Source organism: Streptomyces sp. 71268 (genome assembly GCF_029392895.1).
GTDB lineage: Bacteria > Actinomycetota > Actinomycetes > Streptomycetales > Streptomycetaceae > Streptomyces.
Genome location: NZ_CP114200.1, coordinates 1370917 through 1392867, shown reverse-complemented (window position 1 = coordinate 1392867; position 21951 = coordinate 1370917). Strand labels below are relative to the sequence as shown.

General features: G+C 71.3%; 17 protein-coding genes. 4 read left to right on the top strand and 13 right to left on the bottom strand.

Features of this window, described 5'->3' with window-relative positions; genetic code table 11:
- Window positions 1–213 precede the first annotated feature (213 nt).
- Both OYE22_RS05280 and OYE22_RS05275 read right to left on the bottom strand, forming a co-directional pair.
- Entirely contained in the window at window positions 214–810 is a 597-nt protein-coding gene (locus OYE22_RS05280) for a GNAT family N-acetyltransferase (protein ID WP_277319317.1), read from the bottom strand.
- Window positions 811–1092: 282 nt separating this feature from the next.
- Complete coding sequence (locus tag OYE22_RS05275) at window positions 1093–2832, bottom strand: BCCT family transporter (RefSeq protein ID WP_277319316.1); 1740 nt, start codon at window positions 2830–2832, stop codon at window positions 1093–1095.
- Window positions 2833–3352: 520 nt separating this feature from the next.
- Between OYE22_RS05275 and OYE22_RS05270 the strand changes: the two genes are divergently transcribed.
- A complete protein-coding gene (locus OYE22_RS05270) occupies window positions 3353–4474 on the top strand; it encodes a glycerate kinase (protein ID WP_277323989.1) in 1122 nt (373 codons plus the stop codon).
- A gap of 131 nt (window positions 4475–4605) precedes the next feature.
- Here OYE22_RS05270 and pssA read toward each other — a convergent pair whose 3' ends face one another.
- The 9 genes from pssA to OYE22_RS05225 all read right to left on the bottom strand — a co-directional run bounded on the left by pssA (window position 4606) and on the right by OYE22_RS05225 (window position 15972).
- Window positions 4606–5463, bottom strand: a complete 858-nt coding sequence (gene pssA / locus OYE22_RS05265) for a CDP-diacylglycerol--serine O-phosphatidyltransferase (protein WP_176164769.1) — start codon at window positions 5461–5463, stop codon at window positions 4606–4608.
- Window positions 5450–6097, bottom strand: coding sequence for a phosphatidylserine decarboxylase (locus OYE22_RS05260; RefSeq protein WP_277319315.1), 648 nt, complete (start codon window positions 6095–6097; stop codon window positions 5450–5452). The genes pssA and OYE22_RS05260 overlap by 14 nt, the downstream gene beginning before the upstream one ends.
- A gap of 170 nt (window positions 6098–6267) precedes the next feature.
- Window positions 6268–7482 (bottom strand): acyl-CoA dehydrogenase family protein, encoded by a 1215-nt coding sequence (locus OYE22_RS05255; protein ID WP_277319314.1) that lies wholly within the window; start codon window positions 7480–7482, stop codon window positions 6268–6270.
- 1 nt (window position 7483) lies between these two features.
- Window positions 7484–8035, bottom strand: coding sequence for a MaoC family dehydratase (locus OYE22_RS05250; RefSeq protein ID WP_277323988.1), 552 nt, complete (start codon window positions 8033–8035; stop codon window positions 7484–7486).
- 118 nt (window positions 8036–8153) lie between these two features.
- Window positions 8154–9140, bottom strand: a complete 987-nt coding sequence (locus OYE22_RS05245) for a CoA ester lyase (RefSeq protein WP_277319313.1) — start codon at window positions 9138–9140, stop codon at window positions 8154–8156.
- Window positions 9137–11191 carry a protein meaA gene (locus tag OYE22_RS05240; RefSeq protein ID WP_277319312.1) on the bottom strand — a complete coding sequence of 685 codons (2055 nt, stop codon included), beginning with the start codon at window positions 11189–11191 and terminating at the stop codon, window positions 9137–9139. The genes OYE22_RS05245 and OYE22_RS05240 overlap by 4 nt, the downstream gene beginning before the upstream one ends.
- 108 nt (window positions 11192–11299) lie before the next feature.
- On the bottom strand, window positions 11300–12637 hold the full coding sequence (ccrA, locus tag OYE22_RS05235) for a crotonyl-CoA carboxylase/reductase (RefSeq protein ID WP_277319311.1): 1338 nt from the start codon (window positions 12635–12637) through the stop codon (window positions 11300–11302).
- Window positions 12638–13103: 466 nt separating this feature from the next.
- A complete protein-coding gene (locus tag OYE22_RS05230) occupies window positions 13104–13940 on the bottom strand; it encodes a TetR family transcriptional regulator (protein WP_277319310.1) in 837 nt (278 codons plus the stop codon).
- Window positions 13941–14187: 247 nt separating this feature from the next.
- Window positions 14188–15972 (bottom strand): 3-hydroxybutyryl-CoA dehydrogenase, encoded by a 1785-nt coding sequence (locus tag OYE22_RS05225; RefSeq protein WP_277319309.1) that lies wholly within the window; start codon window positions 15970–15972, stop codon window positions 14188–14190.
- A gap of 702 nt (window positions 15973–16674) precedes the next feature.
- On the opposite strand from OYE22_RS05225, the gene OYE22_RS05220 reads away from it, so the two are divergent.
- On the top strand, window positions 16675–17427 hold the full coding sequence (locus tag OYE22_RS05220; protein ID WP_277323987.1) for a HEAT repeat domain-containing protein: 753 nt from the start codon (window positions 16675–16677) through the stop codon (window positions 17425–17427).
- A 230-nt stretch (window positions 17428–17657) separates the two neighbouring features.
- Here the strand turns inward: OYE22_RS05220 and OYE22_RS05215 are convergent, their stop codons facing one another.
- Window positions 17658–18221 carry a GNAT family N-acetyltransferase gene (locus OYE22_RS05215; RefSeq protein WP_277319308.1) on the bottom strand — a complete coding sequence of 188 codons (564 nt, stop codon included), beginning with the start codon at window positions 18219–18221 and terminating at the stop codon, window positions 17658–17660.
- A gap of 201 nt (window positions 18222–18422) precedes the next feature.
- On the opposite strand from OYE22_RS05215, the gene OYE22_RS05210 reads away from it, so the two are divergent.
- A complete protein-coding gene (locus tag OYE22_RS05210) occupies window positions 18423–19136 on the top strand; it encodes a hypothetical protein (protein ID WP_277319307.1) in 714 nt (237 codons plus the stop codon).
- 23 nt (window positions 19137–19159) lie between these two features.
- A complete protein-coding gene (locus OYE22_RS05205; protein ID WP_277319306.1) occupies window positions 19160–20728 on the top strand; it encodes a PE-PGRS family protein in 1569 nt (522 codons plus the stop codon).
- 90 nt (window positions 20729–20818) lie between these two features.
- Here the strand turns inward: OYE22_RS05205 and OYE22_RS05200 are convergent, their stop codons facing one another.
- Entirely contained in the window at window positions 20819–21904 is a 1086-nt protein-coding gene (locus OYE22_RS05200; protein ID WP_277319305.1) for a DUF3533 domain-containing protein, read from the bottom strand.
- Window positions 21905–21951: the final 47 nt, after the last annotated feature.

The window sequence follows — 21951 nt, the reverse complement described above, 5'->3', positions numbered from 1 at the left end:
CGAGGGGTCAGACGCACCGCCCCCGGTGTGGCGGTGTCCGCTTCCGGCGCAGCGGATGGCAGCGCCACGGCGCGCCCGGCAGCACTGTGGCGGGTCGGCTCCGACGAGGACCTGACCTGGGGCGGCTGACCTCACCGACGAGTTCCCTATGCCATGGCCGCATGCCCCCGCCGTGTGCCACCGCAGGGCGGCTCCGCCAGGGGCTCGTGAACGCTAGCCGTGCCGCGTCATGGCCCAGGTCAGCGGCCCGCCGTCGGGCAGCTCGACCTCCGCGCTGACGGAGAAGCCCAGGCGCTGGTAGAAGGCCACGTTCCGGGCCTCGGAGGTCTCCAGGTAGGCCGGCACCCCCGCGCGCTCGGCCGCCTCGATGCCGGGCGCGAGCACCGCGCGGCCGAGCCCGCGGCCCTGGTGCGCGGGATCGACGCCCACCGACCCCAGGAACCACGCCGGGCCCTGCGGGCGGTGCGGCGACAGCGCCTCCTCGGCCTGCTCGAACGCCTTGGCCCGGTCGCCCGCCAGCTCCGCGAAGCGCGGCGCCAGCTCGGTGATGACGGCACCGGCGGCGACGGTCTCCGGCGTGGTCCACACGGCCACCGCCGCCCCCTCCTCGCCGACCCAGACCCGGCCGTGCGCGAGCCCGATCCGGTCGATGAACAACTCCTGGAACTCCGCGATGCGGCGCAGGTGGTCGTCGGCGGAGACCGTGTGCCGGGTGAAGGGGTAGTCGGCGAAGGCCCGGGTCAGCGTCGCGGTCGCGCGCGGCACGTCGGCGCGGGTGGCGAGGCGTACGGCGGTCGCGGGGGAGGTCATGGCGGGCGCCCTGCGCTTTCCGCTCCGAGGGAGCACGCGCGTCCGACGGAGCACTTGAAGATCGTTTGTCCTACGAGCGCACTGTACGTCCACCGCTCGGGCCCGGGCCCGCGATTTACGGGCGGCCAAGGCCACGGCCTTCGCGCACTGCCCCGCACCGCACCGCGCCGCGTCACTCCGCACCGCACCGCGTCACCCCGCACCGCGCCGCCCCACCCCGGCCGGCCGCCCCGCCCCGGCCGGCCGACGCGGTGTGGGAAGGCCGGGTGCGGGGGCCGTGCCTCAGCCGGAGCCGCCGGAGCCGGAGCCGCTGGAGGAGTCCGAGTCCTCGCGGTCCGCGGCCCGCTCGGCGGCCCGGCGCAGCCGGTGGTGCCGGGTGGGGGTCTGCTCGGTGAGCGCCTCGCCGATCATCGCGCGCATCGCGTCCCGCAGCCCGTGCATCGCGTGGTGCCGCTTCGGCCCGGCCCCCGGGTCCGTCCGCAGCTCCCGCAGCAGCGACCAGCACAGCGCCAGCATCACCAGCACGAACGGCAGCGCCACCAGGATCGTGGCCGTCTTCAGCGCGTCCAGGCCGCCGGCGACCAGCAGCACCGCGGCCACCGACGCCATCAGGATGCCCCAGGCGACGACCAGCCAGGTGCGCGGGTGCAGCGACCCACGGCTGGTGAGCGAGCCCATGACCAGCGAGGCGGAGTCGGCGCTGGTGATGAAGTACGTCATGACCAGGGCCATGGCCAGCCAGGCGGTCGCGGCGCCCAGCGGCAGCGCGTCCAACATGCCGAACAGCGAGGCCTCCGCCCCGTCCTTGACCTTCTCGGTCAGGTCGGCGGTGCCGCTGGAGTCCAGCCGGATGGCGCTCCCGCCCATCACGCAGAACCAGATCATCGTCGCGCCACTGGGCACCAGCAGCACCCCGATCAGGAACTCGCGGATGGTGCGGCCCTGTGAGATGCGGGCGATGAAGGTGCCCACGAACGGTGCCCAGGACAGCCACCAGGCCCAGTAGAAGATCGTCCAGGTGCCGAGCCAGCTCCGGTCGGTGAAGGCGCCGGTGTGCGAGGCCATCGGCAGCAGGTCGTTGAGGTAGCCACCGATGCTCGCCGGGACGCTGTCGAGCACGTACACCGTCGGGCCGACGAGGAAGACGAACACCATCAGCAGCGCGGCGAGCACGATGTTGAGCGTGCTCAGCCACTTGACGCCCTTGTGCAGGCCGGAGAAGGCGGAGAGCACGAAGGCCGCCGACAGGGCGCAGATGATCACGAGCTGCACCGTCTTGGTGTTGTCCACGCCGGCGGTGAGGTCGAGCCCCTCGGCGACCTGCAGGGCGCCGAGGCCCAGGCTGGTCGCGGTGCCGAAGACGGTCGCGAAGACGGCGAGCAGGTCGATCATCCGGCCCGGCCAGCCGTCGGCCCGCCGCTCGCCGATGAGCGGGACGAACACGGAGCTGAGCCGGTTGCCCCGGCCCTTGCGGAAGACGACGTAGGCGAGGGCGAGTCCGGCCATGCCGTAGATCGCCCAGGGCATGAAGGTCCAGTGGAAGAACGAGTACTCCATCGCCGTGCGCGCCGCCTCGCCCGTGCCCGGCTTCACGCCGCTGGACGGCGGCGGGTCGGTGTAGTGCAGCAGGGGCTCGCCGACCCCGTAGAACATCAGGCCGATGCCCATGCCCGCGCTGAACATCATGGCGATCCAGGCGAGGTTGCCGAACTCCGGCTCGTCCTCGTCCCGGCCCAGCTTGATCCGGCCGTACCGGCTGACCGCGATGTACAGACACAGCACCAGGAACACGTCGGCGGCCACCACGAAGAGCCAGCCGAAGTTGGTGAGCACCCAGCTCAGGGCGGAGTCCGAGGTGTCGGCGAAGTTGTCCTTGGCGAGCGCGGCCCAGCCGACGGCCGCCAGCACGGCCACCACCCCGATGGTGACGATCGCCCGGTCGGGCGGCGGGTCGTGCACTTCGGCCGGGGTCTCGTCCGGGTCGGGCGGTAGATCGGTGGACTGGGTAGACGGGGTACTCATGGCGCACCACTATGGTGCGATAAAGCAGGAGATGCGGCCGTGGCGCGCCGTTTGGCCACGACTACGACCGTGGGCAGCGCGGACCCCCGCGGGTAGGGTCACCGCGGCGCTACCGCCCGTGCGCGGGCACGGCCGGGACCAGGGGGGACACCAGGTGACGTACGCCGCGACGACCGACACCCGACCGACACCGCACGGCCCCCGACCCCCGGTGTCACCACCGACGGTCCCAGCGGTGCCCACCCCACCACACTCCGCGCCCCCGGCGCCCGGCCCGCTACGCGATCGGGTACGACCGGCTCCGCTCGGCTCCGCCGGACCGGCCCTGGCCCCCCACGCCGAGACCACCGGCCAACCGGGCTCGGACGACCCGGGCGCGGGCGGCGTGCCGGTCCGGCCCGCCGACGGCGACCGGCCCGCCGACGAGCGCGAGGCCGCGCCCCGCGCGCGACGCGTGGGCGGGAACGGGGAGGGGAGCGACGAAGGCGACGGAGACCGGGACGGGGGTGGCCCGGCGCGGGTGCTGATCGCCGCGGACAAGTTTAAGGGCTCGCTGACGGCCGTACGGGTCGCCGAGCACCTCACGGCCGGCCTGCGCGCGGCGGCGCCGGGCGTGCGCGTCGCGGCCGTACCGGTCGCCGACGGCGGCGACGGCACGGTGGAGGCCGCCGTCGCGGCCGGCTTCGAGCGGCGCGCGGTCCGGGTCACCGGGCCGCTGGGCACCCCGGTGGACGCCTCGTACGCGCTGCGCGGCACGAGCGCCGTCGTCGAGATGGCCGAGGCGTCCGGGCTGCGGCACCTGCCCCCTGGCACCTTCGCGCCGCTGACCGCCACCACGTACGGCACGGGGGAGCTGCTGCGCGCCGCGCTGGACGCGGGCGCCCGCGACATCGTCCTCGGCGTCGGCGGCAGCGCCACCACCGACGGCGGCGCCGGCATGCTCACGGCGCTCGGGGCGCGCCTGAGCGACGCGCGGGGTCGCCCGGTCGGCCCCGGCGGCGGGGCGCTGCGCGACCTCGCCACGGCCGACCTGTCGGGGCTCGACGCCCGCCTGGCGGCCACGGCCGTCACCCTCGCCAGCGACGTCGACAACCCGCTCACCGGCCCGCAGGGCGCCGCCGCGGTCTACGGGCCGCAGAAGGGCGCCAGCGCGGCGGACGTGGCGGCCCTGGAGGCGGCCCTGACGCACTACGCACAGGTACTGGAGGGCGCGGTGGGTCCGCGCGCCGCCGCGCGCGTCCACGCGCCGGGAGCCGGCGCGGCGGGCGGTGTCGGCTACGGGGCGCTGGTCGGGCTCGACGCGGACTTCCGGCCCGGCATCGAGGTGCTGCTCGACGTGCTCGGCTTCGCCGCTGAGCTGGCCCGCGCCGACCTGGTGATCACCGGCGAGGGCTCGCTCGACGCCCAGACCCTGCGCGGCAAGGCCCCGGCCGGGGTGGCCGCGGCGGCCCGGGAGCGCGGCGTGCCGGTGGTCGCGGTGTGCGGGCGGCTCGCGCTGGACACCGCCGCCCTGCGGGAGGCGGGCCTGAGCCGCGCGTACGCCCTGACCGCGCTCGAACCGGACCCGGCGCGCTGCATGGCCGAGGCGGGCCCGCTCCTGGAGCGCCTCGCCGCCCGCGTCGCGGCCGACTTCCTGACCTGACCGCCGACACCCGCCCCTCCCGGTAGCCCCGTGCCCGGGCACGGCGACCCGGGTATGACGACCCGGGCACGGCGAAGGGCCCGAGCGAGACGCTCGGGCCCTTCGTTTCGTACGCGTCGGGGGCGTGCCCGTTACGGCAACTGCGTGGCCCGCGCCTCGCGCCGGTTGTCCCGGAAGGTGTTGACCCGGCGGGCCGTCGCGAACAGCGGGATCACCGCGCCCAGCACCACCTGGAGCGCGCAGCCGGTCTGGAGTAGCAGCTCGCCACCGGGGGCCTCGAAGGCCCAGGCGGCCAGCAGGCCCATGCTCAGCACGATCCACCCCAGCATGGCCAGCGCGAGCAGCCCGCGCGGCTTGGGGTACTCCACGCGGCTCACCATCAGCCAGGCGACGCCCACGATGGCCAGCAGGGTCGGGAAGAACGGCAGCTCGAGCAGGACCACGGAGATCACGGTCAGCGCCCCGAAGGGGCTTGGCATGCCCTGGAAGACGCCGTCGCGCAGGGTCACACAGGAGAATCTGGCGAGCCTGAGCACGACGGCGAGCAGGACCACGATGGCGGCCACCGCCGATACCCGCTGATAGGCGTCGTCGGCGACCATGCCCCACACCACGACGAAGTACGCCGGGGCGAGGCCGAAGCTGATCAGGTCGGAGAGGTTGTCCAGCTCCGCCCCCATCGCCGAGCTGCGCAGCTTGCGCGCCACGAGCCCGTCGAAGAGATCGAAGACCGAGGCGAGCAGCATCAGCATCACCGCGGTGGCGGCACTGTGCCGGGCCATCCCGCCGTCCTCGTTGCCCGTCAGGTGCGGGATGAGGACGCCGGTGGTGGTGAAGTACACGGCCATGAAGCCGCAGGTGGCGTTGCCGAGCGTGAGGGTGTCCGCTATCGACAGCCGCGTTGACAGCGGCATGTCGTCCGTGTCGTCACCGCACTCGTCGGCCTCGGGAACCCAGGCGGACTGGGTCTCCGGATCAACTACGGTCAAGGCGAGTCACCCCCGCTGTGGTGGTCTCGCCGACCTCGACCGCGATCTCGACACCTTCCGGCAGGTAGATGTCGACCCGCGAGCCGAAGCGGATCAGGCCGATCCGCTCGCCCTGCTCGACCTTGGTGCCCTGCGGCACGTACGGCACGATGCGGCGGGCGACGGCGCCGGCGATCTGGACCATCTCGATGTCCCCGAGTTCGGTGTCGAAGTGCCAGACAACGCGCTCGTTGTTCTCGCTCTCCTTGTTGAACGCCGGGACGAACCCGCCGGGGATGTGCTCGACCGAGGTCACCGTGCCCGCCAGCGGGGCGCGGTTCACGTGGACGTTCAGCGGGCTCATGAAGATCGCGACTCGGGTCCGTCCGTCCTTCCACGGCATGATGCTCTGCACCACGCCGTCGGCGGGAGAGATGACCCGACCCTGCGCGATCTCGCGCTCTGGGTCACGGAAGAACCACAGCATGCCCGCCGCGAGCGCGGTGGCGGGCACGGCGGCGGCAGCCCAGCGCCCCGAGCGACGGGAGCGAGCCAGGCTCACCGCCGCCGTGGCGACGGTCGGAAGGAGCCACGGCGACGCTCCGCGCGCGAGGCGTACGCGTGCGCGAGGTGCGGTGGAAGAGCTGTGGGGCATGAATGACCTTCGTAGCGGAGGGTGCCGCTTAGCGAAAAAGGGGACGGCGGCTTTTCGGGGATGGTATCGGTTGCGAGCGGCAACTGGGCAAGCGCCAGGGCTAGTCGGTGGCTGAAGACCAGTGACGGGCTGTGATGTAGTTCTCGAAAAAACCACCCCCAACCGGACAATTACCCCTGGAAGTGGTACTCCTCCAAGAGGCGTCGCCCGATGATCATTTTCTGGATCTCGGCGGTGCCCTCGCCGATGAGGAGCATGGGCGCCTCCCGGTAGAGGCGTTCGATCTCGTATTCCTTGGAGAAGCCGTAGCCGCCGTGGATGCGGAAGGCGTCCTCCACGACCTCCTTGCAGTACTCGGAGGCCAGGTACTTGGCCATCCCCGCTTCGAGGTCGTTCCGCTGTCCGGAGTCCTTCTTCCGGGCCGCGTTGACCATCATCGCATGGGCGGCCTCGACCTTGGTCCCCATTTCCGCCAGTTTGAACTGGATGGCCTGGTGCTGGGCGATCGGCTTGCCGAACGTGTGTCGCTGCTGGGCATAGGAAACGCCCAGCTCAAAGGCGCGCTGCGCGACCCCGCAGCCGCGCGCCGCGACGTTCACGCGGCCGACCTCGACCCCGTCCATCATCTGGTAGAAGCCGCGTCCCGTGGCCCCGCCGAGCACGCGACCGGCCGGGACGCGCAGCCCGTCCATGATCAGCTCGGTGGTGTCGACGCCCTTGTACCCCATCTTGTCGATCTTGCCGGGAATGGTCAGTCCCGGGCGCACCTCGCCGAAGCCGGGCTCCTTCTCGACCAGGAACGTGGTCATCGAGCGGTGCGGCTTGGCGGCGGCCTCCTCCGGGGAGAGCCCCTCGTCGGTCCGGCACAGCACCGCGACCAACGAGGAGGTGCCGCCGTTGGTGAGCCACATCTTCTGTCCGGTGAGCAGGAAGTCGTCACCATCCCGCACGCCCCTGGATGTGATGGACGACACATCCGAACCGAGCGCGGGCTCCGACATCGAGAACGCGCCACGGATCTCGCCCGCGGCCATCTTCGGCAGAAAGTAGTCTTTCTGCTCCTGGGTGCCGTGCTGCTTGAGCATGTACGCCACGATGAAGTGCGTGTTGATGATCCCCGAGACGCTCATCCAGCCGCGGGCGATCTCCTCCACGCACAGCGCGTAGGTCAACAGCGACTCGCCGAGCCCCCCGTACTCCTCGGGGATCATCAGTCCGAAGACGCCGAGTTCCTTCAACCCCTCGACGATCTGGCTCGGATACTCGTCGCGGTGCTCCAACTCGGTGGCGACCGGCAGGATCTCCTTGTCGACAAAGTCCCTTACGGTCGAAAGTATCTCGCGCTGGATCTCGTTGAGGCCCTCGGTCTGGGCGAGACGGCTCATGTCACTGCTCCTGGTTCGCGGGGGTCGGCGCGGGCGCGGCGGGCCGGGCGGGCTCGCGGGGTTCGGGTCGGCCGGGCTGCTCGCCGCCGCGCTCCTTCACGTACGTCGCGTTCGGCACCATCACCTTGCGCCGGAAGACGCAGACGAGCGTGCCGTCCTGCTTGTAGCCCCTGGTCTCCACGTGGACGATGCCGCGGTCGGTCTTCGACCGGGACGGCGTCTTGTCCAGCACCGTCGTCTCGCCGTAGACCGTGTCGCCGTGGAAGGTCGGCGCCACGTGCCGCAGCGACTCGATCTCCAGGTTGGCGATCGCCTTACCCGAGACGTCGGGGACGGACATGCCGAGCAGCAGCGAGTAGACGTAGTTGCCGACGACGACGTTCCGGCCGAAGTCGGTCGTCCGCTCGGCGTAGTTCGCGTCCAGGTGCAGCGGGTGGTGGTTCATGGTGAGCAGACAGAAGAGGTGGTCGTCGTACTCGGTGACCGTCTTGCCGGGCCAGTGCTTGTACACGTCGCCGACCGTGAACTCCTCGTAGGTGCGGCCGAACTGCATGGTGCTCATCCCTCCGGGGTGGCGCCCCCGGGCCGGTGCGGGCCCGGGGGCGGGGCGTGGTGTGCCGCGGCGCGGCCCGGCCCCGCGCGGGGCGGCCGGGCGCGGGCGGGGCCGTGCGTCAGGCGGCGGGCGGCTCGAACTTGCTGGTGCGGGTCATCCCCGCGGCCCGGCCCTTGCCCGCGATCACCAGCGCCATCTTGCGGCTGGCCTCGTCGATCATCTCGTCGCCGAGCATCGCCGAACCCTTCTTGCCGCCCGCCTCCGAGGTGCACCACTCGTACGCGTCGAGGATCAGCTCGGCGTGGTCGTAGTCCTCCTGCGAGGGCGAGAAGACCTCGTTGGCGGCCTCGACCTGCCCCGGGTGCAGCACCCACTTGCCGTCGAACCCGAGCGCGGCGGCGCGCCCGGCCACCTCGCGGTACCCGTCCACGTTCCTGATCTGGAGGTACGGGCCGTCGATGGCCTGCAGGTCGTTCGCGCGGGCGGCCATCAGGATGCGCATGAGGATGTAGTGGTACGCGTCGGCCGGGTAGCCCGGCGGCTGCTCGCCGACCACCAGGGACTTCATGTTGATGGAGGCCATGAAGTCGGCCGGCCCGAAGATGATGGTCTCAAGGCGCGGCGAGGCGGCGGCGATCTCGTCCACGTTGACCAGGCCCCTGGCGTTCTCGATCTGCGCCTCGATGCCGATCCGGCCCACCTCGAAGCCCATCGTCTTCTCGATCTGGGTGAGCAGCAGGTCCAGGGCGATCACCTGCTGGGCGTCCTGCACCTTGGGCAGCATGACGCAGTCCAGGTTCGGTCCCGCGCCCTCGACGACGGTGATGACGTCCCGGTAGGTCCAGTGCGTGGTCCAGTCGTTGACCCGCACCACCCTGGTCTTGCCGGTCCAGTCGCCGTTGTTGAGCGCGTCCACGATGGTGTGCCGCGCGCCCTCCTTGGCCAGCGGCGCGCACGCGTCCTCCAGGTCCAGGAACACCTGGTCGGCGGCGAGCCCCTGGGCCTTCTCCAGGAACCGCGGGTTGCTGCCGGGGACGGCGAGGCAGGAGCGGCGCGGGCGCAGCCGGTCCACGGGCGAGGCGGCGGCGGACGGGTGGGCACTCATGCGGTGGCCTCCAGGGGGTCGAGCTGGTTCGCTGTACGGATCTCATCGACGATACGGCCGATGATCTCGGTGATTCCGAAGTCCTTCGGGGTGAAGACGGCCGCGACGCCGGCGGCGCGCAGCGCGGTGGCGTCCGCGGACGGGATGATCCCGCCGACGATCACCGGAACGGGGGCCTCGGCCGGGCCGTCGGCCCCGGCGGCGTTCGCGACGCCGGCCTCGCGCAGCCTGGTGAGCACGTCCGGGACCAGTTCGGCGTGCGAGCCGGAGAGGATCGACAGGCCGACGCAGTGCACGTCCTCGGCGACGGCCGCCGCCACGATCTGCTCGGGCGTGAGCCGGATGCCCTGGTAGATCACCTCGAACCCGGCGTCCCTGGCCCGCACCGCGATCTGCTCCGCGCCGTTGCTGTGCCCGTCCAGTCCGGGCTTGCCGACCAGCAGCCGCAGCTTGCCCACGCCGAGGTCGGCCGCCGTCTTGGCGACCTTGTCCCGTACGGCGCCCAGCGCGCTGCCCGGTTCGGCCGCCACCGCCAGCGGGGCGCCGCTGACCCCGGTCGGGGCGCGGTACTCGCCGAACACGTCCCGCAGCGCCCACGCCCACTCGCCGGTGGTCACCCCCGCCCGGACGCACTCCAGCGTCGCCGGCATCAGGTTGGCGGTGCCGGCCGCCGCCGCCTTGAGCGCGGACAGCGCCTCCTGGGCGCGCGGCTCGTCGCGCTCGTCGCGCCAGCGGTGCAGCGCGGCCACCACCCTGGCCTCGTTGGCCGGGTCCACCGTCATGATCGCGGTGTCCAGGTCGGCGGTGAGCGGGTTCGGCTCGGTGCCCTGGTAGCAGTTGACGCCGACGATCAGCTCCTCGCCCGCCTCGATCCGGGCCCGCCGCTCCGCGTGCGAGGCCACGAGCTGCGACTTGAGGTAGCCCGACTCGACGGCGGCCATCGCGCCGCCCATCTCCTGGATGCGGTCGATCTCGGCCAGCGCGGCGGCGGTCAGCTCCGCCACCTTGGCCTCGACGACGTGCGACCCCTCGAAGATGTCCGGGTACTCCAGCAGGTCGCTCTCGTGCGCGAGCACCTGCTGGACGCGCAGCGACCACTGCTGGTCCCACGGCCTGGGCAGGCCGAGCGCCTCGTTCCAGGCCGGGAGCTGTACGGCGCGGGCGCGGGCGTCCTTGGAGAGGGTGACGGCCAGCATCTCCAGGACGATCCGCTGGACGTTGTTCTCCGGCTGCGCCTCGGTCAGGCCCAGCGAGTTGACCTGCACGCCGTACCGGAAGCGGCGCTGCTTGGGGTTGCCCACGCCGTACCGCTCGCGCGTGATCTGGTCCCAGATGCGGCCGAAGGCGCGCATCTTGCACATCTCCTCGACGAAGCGCACGCCCGCGTTCACGAAGAACGAGATGCGCGCCACCACGTCTCCGAACCGCTCCGCCGGCACCTGCCCGGAGTCGCGTACGGCGTCGAGCACGGCGACGGCCGTACTCATGGCGTACGCGATCTCCTGCACCGGCGTGGCGCCGGCCTCCTGGAGGTGGTAGCTGCAGATGTTGATCGGGTTCCACTTGGGGATGTGGTTCACCGAGTAGGTGATCAGGTCGGTGGTCAGACGCAGGCTCGGGCCCGGCGGGAAGACGTGCGTGCCGCGGGAGAGGTACTCCTTGACGATGTCGTTCTGCGTGGTGCCGGAGAGCCCGCCGACCGCCTCCGGGCCGAGCCCCTGCTCCTCGGCCACCACCTGGTACATGGCCAGCAGCCACATCGCGGTGGCGTTGATGGTCATGGAGGTGTTCATCTGCTCCAGCGGGATGTCCTGGAACAGCCGCCGCATGTCCCCCAGGTGGGAGACGGGCACCCCGACCCGGCCGACCTCGCCGCGGGCCAGGACGTGGTCGGGGTCGTAGCCGGTCTGCGTCGGCAGGTCGAACGCGACCGAGAGGCCGGTCTGGCCCTTGGCGAGATTGCGCCGGTAGAGGGCGTTGGACGCCTCGGCGGTGGAGTGTCCGGCGTACGTCCGCATCAACCACGGACGGTCCTTGTGACGCTCAGTCATATGCGTGAGTACCTCGGTGTCCGTCCGCGCCGCGCGCTCACGCGTCGCGGCTGTGCCTGTCCGTCCGCTCCGCTACGCGTCACGACTGTGCCCGTCCGTCCGCTCCGCTCACGCGTCACGGAACCGGTTGATCGCGTCGATGTGCTGGGCGCGCAGTTCCTCGTCGCGGACGCCGAGGCCCTCCTCGGGGGCGAGGGCGAGGACGCCGACCTTGCCCTGGTGGAGGTTGCGATGCACGTCGTAGGCGGCCTGGCCGGTCTCGTCCAGGCGGTAGGTCTTGGACAGCGTGGGGTGGATCTTGCCCTTGGCGATCAGCCGGTTGGCCTCCCACGCCTCGCGGTAGTTGGCGAAGTGCGAGCCGACGATCTTCTTCAGCGACATCCACAGGTAGCGGTTGTCGTACTCGTGCGTGTAGCCGGACGTCGAGGCGCAGGTGACGATGGTGCCGCCCTTGCGGGTGACGTAGACGGAGGCGCCGAACGTCTCGCGCCCCGGGTGCTCGAAGACGATGTCCACGTCCTCGCCGCCGGTCAGCTCGCGGATGCGCTTGCCGAACCGCTTCCACTCGCGCGGGTCCTGGGCGTTCTCGTCCTTCCAGAACCGGTAGCCCTCCGCGTTCCGGTCGATGATCGCCTCGGCGCCCATCGCGCGGCAGATGTCGGCCTTCTGGTCGCTGGAGACCACACAGATCGGGGTGGCGCCGCCGGCGAGCGCGAACTGCGTGGCGTACGAGCCGAGGCCGCCGCTGGCGCCCCAGATCAGCACGTTGTCGCCCTGCTTCATGCCGGCCCCGTTGCGGGAGACCAACTGCCGGTAGGCGGTGGAGTTCACCAGGCCGGGGGACGCGGCCTCCTCCCAACTGAGGTGGCCCGGCTTCGGCATGAGCTGGTTGGACTTGACCAGGGCGATCTCGGCCAGGCCGCCGAAGTTGGTCTCGAAGCCCCAGATCCGCTGCTCGGGGTCGAGCATCGTGTCGTCGTGACCGTCGGCCGACTCCAACTCGACCGACAGGCAGTGCGCGACCACCTCGTCACCCGGCCGCCAGGCGTTGACGCCGGGGCCGGTGCGCAGCACGACGCCCGCCAGGTCGGAGCCGATGACGTGGTACGGCAGGTCGTGCCGCTTGGCCAGCGGCGAGAGCTTGCCGTAGCGCTCCAGGAAGTGGAAGGTCGAGACGGGCTCGAAGATCGAGGTCCAGACGGAGTTGTAGTTCACCGAGCTGGCCATGACCGCGACCAGCGCCTCACCCGGGCCGAGTTCGGGCACCGGCACCTCGTCCACGTGCAGGGACTTGCGCGGGTCCTTCTCCCGGGTGGTGAGGCCGTCGAACATCTCGGCCTCGTCCTTGTGCACGGTCACCGCGCGGTACGAGGGGGGCAGCGGCAGGGCCGCGAAGTCCGCGGACGTGCTGTCCGGAGCGAGGATCGCGTCCAGGATTTCGTTCATCGTGGGGCCTCCGGCGAAGCGTTTGGGGACGCTTGAGGGAACGCTGGGGTTCGGTGGGGATGCGTGCCGTCGGTTCGGCGGTGCTGACGCGTGGCGGTGCGGGCGTCGCTTCGCTCCGGCCCCGCTTGTGGCGGGGGCCGCGCGGCGATGCGGCGCGAGAGTGCCTGTGACGCAGGCGTCCGGGCGCGCGACGAAGGTGCGGGGACAGCCGACGCGCGACGAATGTCTACGCGCCGGCCGCCCGGACACTCACAACGTATGGCACCGCGTGCCACTCGACAAGACACTGGGTGCCAACAATTTCTCTCACTTGTCATCCACGGTGCACGCATGAGCAACAACGGCCGCCCCGGGTGGGGCGGCCGTCGCGCTGTGCCAGCGGGCGTGTTCGGCGCGTGTTCCTGGCGGGGTCCGCAAGAGGGGCCGCGAGAGGGTTCGCGAGAAGACCCGTGGTGTGCGGGTGTGTTCAGTCCTGCTGGATGGCCTTCTCGATGGCGTGCAGCACATCGGCCAGCGGCGCGTCCGTACGCGTCACGGCCACCAGCACCTGACCGTCCGTCGAGGCCAGCGCGGTGGGCCGCTCGGTGCTGGGCCGGTAGGCGCCGAAGCCGGTGCCGAACGTCTTGCGCACGATCGCGAACGCGTGGTCGAGCTGCGCCTCCACGTCGCCCTTGCCCTCGGCGCGCAGCCAGCGCCTGAGCACGTGGTTGTGGGCGGTGACCACGGCGGAGGCGGCCACCTCGGCCAGCAGCGGATCGTCGTTGCCGTCGCGGTGCGCCGTCTCGTCGAAGTGGCCGAGCAGATAACGGGTGAACAGCCGCTCGTAGCGGGCGACCGAGGCGATCTCCGCCTCCCGCAGCGTCGGCACCTCGCGGGTCAGCCGGTAACGGGCCACGGACACCTCGGGGTCGGCCGCGTACATCCGCATGACCTCCTTGATGCCCCGGCAGACCGTGTCGAGCGGGTGCTCGTGCGCGGGGGCGGCCTCCAACACGGCCTCGGCGCGCACCAGGGTGTCGTCGTGGTCCGGGAAGATGGCCTCTTCCTTGGAGCGGAAGTGCCGGAAGAAGGTCCTGCGGGCGACGCCCGCCCGGGCGGCGATCTCGTCGACCGTCGTCGCCTCGTAGCCCTTGGCCGCGAAGAGGTCCATGGCGGCGGCCGCGAGCTTGCGACGCATGGTGAGTCGCTGGGCGGCGGCGCGCCGGCTGCTGGCGCTCTCGGCACCGTCGGACGTCTTGCCTGCGGTGGATTGCTGGTGACGGGCGGACTTTACGGGCTGGGCCATGGGGGGAACGTACTGCATTTTTTCCGGGGGCAGGACTGCGCCCCAGGCTCTGGGACCGCCGTGGGGCGGGTCGCCGGTCGGTTCCAGCAGCCCGCCCCACCCCCGTTCCGGCCCCGGTGGGGGAGGCCGCTCCCGCTCCGACCGTGGCGGCGGGTGCCGCCCCGACCCGGCGGGCGGGGCGGCGTCCCCCGTGCCTCCCGTGCCTCCTGCGTCCCCCGTGTCTCCCGTGTTCCCCCTGACCTCGGCTCGCTCGGCGCCCCCTGGTTCAGGCCCTCGCATGCTCGCGGAAGCCGCGGCCCGTCTTCCGGCCGAGGCAGCCCGCCGCCACCAGGTGTTCGAGCAGCGGGGCGGGCGCGAGGCCGGGGTCGCGGAACTCGCGGTGCAGCACCTTCTCGATGGCCAGCGACACGTCGAGGCCGACGACGTCGAGGAGTTCGAAGGGGCCCATCGGATAGCCGCCGCCCCACTTCATCGCGGCGTCGATGTCGTCCGGCGTCGCGTAGTGCTCCTGCACCATCTTCACGGCGTTGTTCAGGTACGGGAACAGCAGCGCGTTCACGATGAAGCCGGCCCGGTCCCCGCAGTCCACCGGGTGCTTGCGGATCGCGGCGCACACCGCGCGGACGCTGGCGTGCGTCGCGTCGGAGGTCAGCACGGTGCGCACCACCTCCACCAACTTCATGGCCGGCGCCGGGTTGAAGAAGTGCATCCCGATCACGTCGCCCGGCCGGGATGTTGCGCGGGCGCAGGAGATGACCGGCAACGAGGAGGTCGTGGTGGCCAGCACCGCGCCCGGCTTGCAGACCTCGTCCAGCGTCTGGAAGAGCCGCCGCTTGACCGCCAGGTCCTCGGCCACCGCCTCCACGGCCAGGTCCACGTCGGCGAACGCGTCCAGCGAGTCGGCCACGGTGATGCGGGCCAACGCCGCCTCCCGCGCCTCCTCGCTCAGCCGCCCCTTGGACACCGACCGGGCCAGCGACCCGGATATCCGCGCCACCGCCCGCTCGGCCTTGGCCAGGCTCCGGGCGGCGAGCACCACCTGGAACCCGGAGGCGGCGAACACCTCGGCGATGCCGCTGGCCATGGTGCCCGAACCGGCCACGCCCACCGCGTTGACCGGACGCCCGGCGCCCGGCTCGGCGGCGGCTTCCGGGGGCCGGGGTGTCTGCGCGTCCGCCACCACCACGTCGCTGCCCGGCTCCTGGTACGTGTAGAAGCCGCGGCCCGCCTTGCGCCCGGTCAGTCCGGCCTCGCTGAGCTGGCCCAGGATGGGCGCGGGCGCGTGCAGGCGGTCGCGCGAGGCCGCGTACATCGCTTCGAGCACGGTGCGCGCGGTGTCCACGCCGATCAGGTCGAGCAGCGCCAGCGGGCCCATCGGCAGCCCGCAGCCCAGCCGCATCGCCGCGTCGATGTCCTCGCGGGTCGCGTACTTCGACTCGTACATCGCCGCGGCCTGGTTGAGGTAGCCGAACAGCAGCCCGTCGGCGACGAATCCGGGCCGGTCGCCGACCGAGACGGGCTCCTTGCCGAGTTCGCGGGCCAGCGCGGTGACCGAGGCGACGGCCACCGGCGAGGTGAGCACCGACGAGACCACCTCGACCAGCTTCATGGCCGGTGCGGGGTTGAAGAAGTGCAGGCCGAGGACGCGTTCGGGGTGGGCCGAGTCGGCCGCGAGCCGGGTCACCGACAGCGCGTTGGTGCCGGTGGCCAGGACCGTGTCGGGGCGCACGACGGCGTCCAGCGCGGTGAACACCTCGTGCTTGGTGGCGTAGTCCTCGGGCACGACCTCGATCACCAGGTCCGCGTCGGCCGCGGCGGACAGATCGGCGAAGACCCGGAACCTGGCGAGCACCTCCCGCCGCTCTTGTTCGGTGATCCGCCCGCGCCGCACGGCCCGCTCGGTGGACGCCGCGAGGGCGGCCACGGCCTGCCGCGCCGCGGTGTCCGCGACGTCGATGCCGATGACCTCGTGGCCCGCGCGGGCCAACACCTCGGCGATGCCGGTGCCCATGGTGCCCAGGCCGACGACGGCGACGGTGCGCAACGGCATGGGATCAGGAGTGGACAAATGGTCCATCACAGACTCCAGGGGGTGTTCCCCGCCTTGTGTCGCGGGGAGAAGTGACGACTGAGGAGTTGGGCGGCCCCTGGTGGGCAACTCTGCCCGTAGGGACTCACCCGGGGGGTGCGCGGCGAAGGCCCTGTCCCGGGGCCGCGCCGAACACCCAAAGCGCCGAACCGACTTCACTCTTCGGCGGCTGCGTCACCAGGCCGCCAGAGCAGGGGTACTGCTCGTGCCGGGGAGCTTAACTCGCCAGTAACCAAGAACACCAGGACTCATTCTCGCCAGATCCGGGTGGCGCACGTCACAGTGGGCTAGGAGACGGTCACGGACGCGTGACGCGGGGGTGGGTCGGGGTGGCGGAGACGCGCGGCGCCCCGTGGCGGTGGCGCGGTGGCCGTGGCCGGCGTCGGCGGGCCGGCGGGCGCTGTGGTCCGGCGCCGGCGCGGCCGGGACATGACGGAGGCGGAGGCGGGACGGCGTGGGCGGTGTGAGGGCGCGGGCGGTGCGGGGGTGCGGGGCGTCCCGGGTGGCGCACGCGTCCGGCGGGTGCGCGAGCGGGCATAAAGCGGGTGGCGGGTACGTGCGGGCGAGGCGCGGAATGCGGATACGGAAAACGATGCCGACCGGGGCGAGGTGGCCGCGGTGGGCACGGACAAGGTCAAGAGCAAGGGCAAGGGGAGGCGGGAGATGGAAGAAGAACTCCGCGAACTGGCGGCCCGAGCGCGGGCGGCACTGACGACAGCGGCCGATCACGCGGCGTACGAGCATCTCCTCGCTCTCGTACGCCAGAACACGCCCGCCGCGCGCGAGGAACTGGCCCGGGTGCTGGTGGCCAACGGCCAGCCGCTGTGCGCCCGGGAGACCGCGGCCTTCGCGCTGGGCTGCGCGGGCGACCGGCGGGCCTTCGAGCCACTGGTGATGCTCCTCAACTACCGCGACCCGGCGCACTGCGCGACCGCGGCCCGCGCGCTGGCCCGACTCGGCGACCCGCGTACCGCCCGCGCGGCGGCGGTGCTGGCCACCAACCCGCTGCGGACGGCCTACGCGCTGCACCCCATCCGGCTCCTGGTGGAACTGCGCGCCCCCGAGTCGGTGCCCGCGCTGGTCACCACGTTGCGGCGGCTGCTGGCCGAGCGCGACCACTACTGGCCGATCGCCCGCGCCTGTGTGGTCGGGCTCGGCACGCTGGGGGACCGGCGCGCGGCGCCCATCCTGGCGGCGGCGCGCGAGCACGAGCGGTTACGTTCGGAGGCGGAGGCGGCCCTGGCCCAACTGGCCGGCAAGGCGCCGGGGGCGGCCGGCGGGCCACCTCGCGGCGACGGGCGGCGCGACGGGGCGCGCGGCGCGCGGGGCGACGGCCTCCGAGGCGGCGTCCCGGGACGCCGGGACCCCCGCCCCGCCGCCCGCCCGCCCGGCCAACGCCCGAGGCCGAAGCCCTGAACCGCGGCGGGCGGGAGGCTCGTTCACGGGTGCGGGTGCGGGTGCGGGTGCGGGTGCGGGTGCGGGTGCGGGAGCGGGTGCGGGAGCGGGTGTGGGTGCGGGTGTGGCGGGCGGGCTCTCGCCGAGGGGCGGGCGTGGGAGTGCGTGGACGTCTGGGCGCGTGAGCGGTGGAGGGAACGGCGGCGGGGGTGGCGCCGGGGCCGGGGCCCCTGGGTGCGGTGTGGTGCGGGTTACGCGACGGGGTGGGCGGCGGGCAGGTCGCGGGCGTAGCGCACCTCGGGCACCTGGGCTCCGGCCACCTCGTAGGACTCCTCGCCGCCGTCGGGGGCGAACCCGGCCCGGGCGTAGAAGCGCTCCGCCCGCTGGTTGCCCCGTACGACCCACAGCCGTACCCGGGGGAACTCGCGCTCCGTCAGCCGTCGCAGCGCCTCGGCCAGCAGCGCACGCCCGATGCCCGCGCCCAGCCGCTCCGGCCTGACGTAGATCGCGTACAGCTCGGCGTCCCCGCTCGGCAGGTCCTCGTCCCGGTACGGACCGCAGCAGGCCCACCCCACGACCTCGGTCCCGCCGCCCGCGCCGCCGCCCGGCGCGGGCTCCTCCGCGACCAGGTTGATCACGTCCCCGAGCCCCCGCGCGAAGAACTCCCGCCGCCGCTCGGCGTCTTCGCGCACGCTCATGGCGTCCAGATACGACTGCGGCATGAGCCCCGCGTAGGCGGTCTGCCACCCCCGGACCCGCACGGCGGCCACGGCGTCGATGTCGTCCTCGGTCATCTCGCGCACCAGAACATCCATGGCGAGGAGCGTAGTTGGCCCGGGCGGGGGTGATCGACCTGGTTTCCGTCCGGTGCGGGGCGTGGTGGCGGGGCGTGGTGCGCGGTGCCGGAAGGTGAGGTGGAGGCCCGTTGGGAGTCGCAGGGGGCATCGAGTGCGGCGTAGTCGATCCACTACGGTTAGTCGCGTTCGAGGCCGGTCGAACGATGTGTACAGCACTGAGTGGCGGAGGAGTTCATGGCGTTCGGGAGACGTAAACAGAAGGAGCAGGTTCCGCCGGTGCCGGCGGTGGATTGGAGGGGGGTGCGGAGGTTCACGGTCGGCATGGACGAGCGGGAAATTGTGGTGAGGTCGCGCAAGCAGTTCACTCAGGGGCCACGCGCTATCCGGGTGCCGGGACGCGATGGGGCGGCACGTATTTACGCGCCGTGCGCCTATCTCGGTCCCAAGAACTTCGGAGACCTGGATCCAACGGTCTACGAGGATGCGGAGTTCCACCGCCTGCTGTGTGTTCTTGATCAGCCCGTCGAGCGAGATGGGGAGGACGTCTACCACGTCCGTGACGCCCAGTCCGAGATCATCGGCACCATTCGACGTATTCCGCCGACCAATCGACTGGTCAGGCATACATGGCGGATGGATCAACCGGGGCGGTCCACGATCGTGGCGCGGAACAAGTGGGTCAGGAAGGATGCAAAAGGCGTAGCGGTGGCCGCTTTGGATTCGACGCTCGACCTCATACTCCGGTCAAACGGCGACGGAGGCGCGGTTTCGCGCGGCCGTGAGCTGGAATGGGAAACCGAAGATGGCGAGTTCGTCATGTACTCAAGCGGTTTTGGCGGTTACAACATGAATCTGGAGATCGAGATCGAAGCGCGCTGGCTGGATCGGCGCCTGGCGTTCGCGTACGCCACGCTTCGGGATACGCCCGTGTGAGGGCTTTCCTCTGAAGTCTCATCGTGGTGAATTCAGGGACTGGAGGTGAAGCGGTCGGCTTCCTCGGACGTGTGCGTGATGAAATTTATACTGAAGATGCTGGAGGGGTGTTGCGAAACGTAAATCCGCAGGATCTGGAGCAGCTCGCGAAACTCATTGATGGTAAGGGCGGGACTGCGGATGGCTTGCGGGAGGCGTTTACTCGGGCCGCAACGCTCGGTGTGAGTGACGTGCTGGCTCCGCTCAAACCGATGAACTCCTGGGTGGCGGACACCGGCCCCGACCTACGCTCCCGTGCGGCCATCGCTCGCCTTGAGGATGGCGACCCCATGGCGGGATTGCGTTGGGCCGGTTTCACGGACGCGGATCTCAAGAAATACGCGGGTCGGCCTCTCGGACCGGATGCACTGCTGTTGGCCAACTCGGTTGCTGCGAGTGATGACCGGGCAGCGGCATCGTTTCGCCGCCAGGAGAACGAATCGCTCGACCATTGGATACATCGGCTAGAGTCCAAAGCGCTGGCGAAAATTACTGGGTTGGAGCCTCACGAAGAAACAGTCATGAGCTTCGTCGAGGCTTACAGTGAAATTGCGGGGATCGCCCGTGCAGCGACGAAGACTTCACTCGTCAGCGCTTCCATGGTCAAGATCCTGGGAGGGAACGCTGTACTCAGACACTTTTCTGGTAGCCCGACGGTTCAGCAATGGCAAGATCGCATATATCGAAAGCTGAGGGCGACCGGGAACCGGACGCTCATCCGTAGGGGAAGGGCGATCCGTAGTTGGACCCCTGCCCTCCGCTCGCTGTCGGCCCCGGGTGCCTGGCTCCCCGGGAGAATTGCGGCGATGGTGTTTGGCGGGAGCCAAAGATATCAGCAGCTTTCCCGCGTTCCCTTGGTGGCTGGCACGGTGGACGATCGTATCGGTAACGCTTGGGACGGGGTGCGTAGGCTCGCTCCCATGAATGCCACGTGGCGCAACTGGAGTGTCAACAGGGCGATTGACTTCACTCTGGGCTCAGACTCTCTGGCAAAGGAATTCGGAGGGAAGACCCACTCTCAGCAAGAGGTCGTCCGAGCCGGTCAGGCGAAGCTCACCCAAGTCTGGCGCAACTCCTACACGGCGGCGCGGAGTGGGCCGTCGAGCGTGGGGCGGACCGCAGCCGTCATCAAGGGGGCTCGCACTACGGGCAAGGTCTCGGGAATGCTGCGAGGGGCTTCCATCGTTGGTGGGACTTTTGCCACTTATCGGAGTGCTGACAAGCTGTACCACCGGGGGCTGCCCTGGGAAAATGGAAATTTCAGCAGTCGTGAGAAAGGCGCCAGTTATGTGGCGGACGTCGCGGAGCTGGGGTTCAATGCCTCGCTGACGTACGCGAACGTCAACCCCAGTCCGTACAGCTACGGTGCCACCGCTGTTTTCGGCACCGTCTATCTGGGTGCCAAGACCGTTGAGCACTGGGACGACGTGAAGGAAGCCCCGGGGAAGGCGGCCGACTGGATGGGGGAGAAGGCCGAGGACTTCGGGGCGGGTGTCGTCAACAAAGCCAAGGATGTGGGCACGGTGCTCAACCCGAAGAGCTGGGGGTTCTGACGTCGGGGCGTCCGGGCGGAGGCCGCCGGTCCGCAAGGGGGCGGCGACCTCCGTATGGGCGAGCGGGGCGTGAACGGCGCGGGCCCGAACTCACTCAGTTGATGGCGAAGTCGAGGTCGATGTCGTGCTGGCGGAAGCTGCGGCGTCCCGCTTCGTGGGGTCCTTCCGCCGCATGGCCAGGACCAGCGTGATCACCGTGCCCGCCACCGCCCAGGCGGCCAGCACCAGCAGGGGGCCCGTGATCGCGTTGCCCTGGAAGTAGGCGATCGAGCGGGCCGTCCAGGTGCCCGCGCCCGGGGGGAGGGCGGGGCCGATGGCCTGCCAGAAGTCGGGGAGCAGGGGGTAGGGGTAGGCGCCGCCCGCGCTGGGGTTGCCCAGGACGACGATGATCAGGATGGCGAGGCCGATGCCGACGATGCCCGCCAGGCCCTGGCAGGCGAGGGTGGTCGCGCCGACGGCGAAGACCACCAGGGCACCGAGCCCCCACAGTCCGAACACGCTGCCGGGCAGCGCGCCGAGCGCCGGGCCCACGATGATGGTGCCGCCCAGGCCGGCCGCGATCGAGTAGAGGGCGAGGGCGCCGAGCCTGATGGCGGCCCGGCTGCCGTTCGCGGGGCGGGCGCCCGCGCTGATGGCGAGCACCGCGGCGCACAGGTAGCCGCCCACGCACCAGCCGATGACCAGGTAGAACGAGGACAGACCACGGCTGTCGTCGGCGGCCGCGGGCACGATGTCCTCGGTGCGTACCGAGCGCTGGTCGGCCTTCTCGGCCTGGGTGACCACCTGCTGGACGGCCTGGGCGAGGGAGGAGCCGGCGCCGCCGGCCACCAGCAGTCGGTCGGTGCTGCCGCGCGGGTCGACGATCAACGCGGCGTCGACGTCCCGGTGCTTGATCTTGCGCACCGCCTCCGCCTCGCTGCTCACCGCGCGCGGGTCGAGCGGGTCGCCAGGCAGCTTGCCGAGCTTGCTCACCACCTGCTCGCTGGCCTGTTTCGGCGCCACGACGGCAATCGACACATGGTCAGGTTTCGGCCGGTGGAAGGAGCCGACGTACGAGAGGATGAAGGCCAGTTGGAGCAGCAGTACGCCGATGACGAGTAGGGCGGCGCGCGTGGTCACCGCGGCCTTGAGTTCCTCGACGAAGGTGCGGTCAGTCTTCTCGCGCGTCGCCGTCATGGACCGCTCCTCACCCGCTTCACCTGGACATTCGTCTTCCACATGGT

Excerpts from the sequence above, each read along its gene's own strand:
- OYE22_RS05280 (WP_277319317.1), bottom strand. The coding sequence starts at position 810 with ATGACCTCCCCCGCGACCGCCGTACGCCTCGCCACCCGCGCCGACGTG.
- OYE22_RS05275 (WP_277319316.1), bottom strand. The coding sequence starts at position 2,832 with ATGAGTACCCCGTCTACCCAGTCCACCGATCTACCGCCCGACCCGGAC.
- OYE22_RS05260 (WP_277319315.1), bottom strand. The coding sequence starts at position 6,097 with ATGCCCCACAGCTCTTCCACCGCACCTCGCGCACGCGTACGCCTCGCG.
- OYE22_RS05255 (WP_277319314.1), bottom strand. The coding sequence starts at position 7,482 with ATGAGCCGTCTCGCCCAGACCGAGGGCCTCAACGAGATCCAGCGCGAG.
- OYE22_RS05250 (WP_277323988.1), bottom strand. The coding sequence starts at position 8,035 with ATGCAGTTCGGCCGCACCTACGAGGAGTTCACGGTCGGCGACGTGTAC.
- OYE22_RS05245 (WP_277319313.1), bottom strand. The coding sequence starts at position 9,140 with ATGAGTGCCCACCCGTCCGCCGCCGCCTCGCCCGTGGACCGGCTGCGC.
- OYE22_RS05240 (WP_277319312.1), bottom strand. The coding sequence starts at position 11,191 with ATGACTGAGCGTCACAAGGACCGTCCGTGGTTGATGCGGACGTACGCC.
- ccrA (WP_277319311.1), bottom strand. The coding sequence starts at position 12,637 with ATGAACGAAATCCTGGACGCGATCCTCGCTCCGGACAGCACGTCCGCG.
- OYE22_RS05230 (WP_277319310.1), bottom strand. The coding sequence starts at position 13,940 with ATGCAGTACGTTCCCCCCATGGCCCAGCCCGTAAAGTCCGCCCGTCAC.
- OYE22_RS05225 (WP_277319309.1), bottom strand. The coding sequence starts at position 15,972 with ATGCCGTTGCGCACCGTCGCCGTCGTCGGCCTGGGCACCATGGGCACC.
- OYE22_RS05220 (WP_277323987.1), top strand. The coding sequence starts at position 16,675 with ATGGAAGAAGAACTCCGCGAACTGGCGGCCCGAGCGCGGGCGGCACTG.
- OYE22_RS05215 (WP_277319308.1), bottom strand. The coding sequence starts at position 18,221 with ATGGATGTTCTGGTGCGCGAGATGACCGAGGACGACATCGACGCCGTG.
- OYE22_RS05200 (WP_277319305.1), bottom strand. The coding sequence starts at position 21,904 with ATGACGGCGACGCGCGAGAAGACTGACCGCACCTTCGTCGAGGAACTC.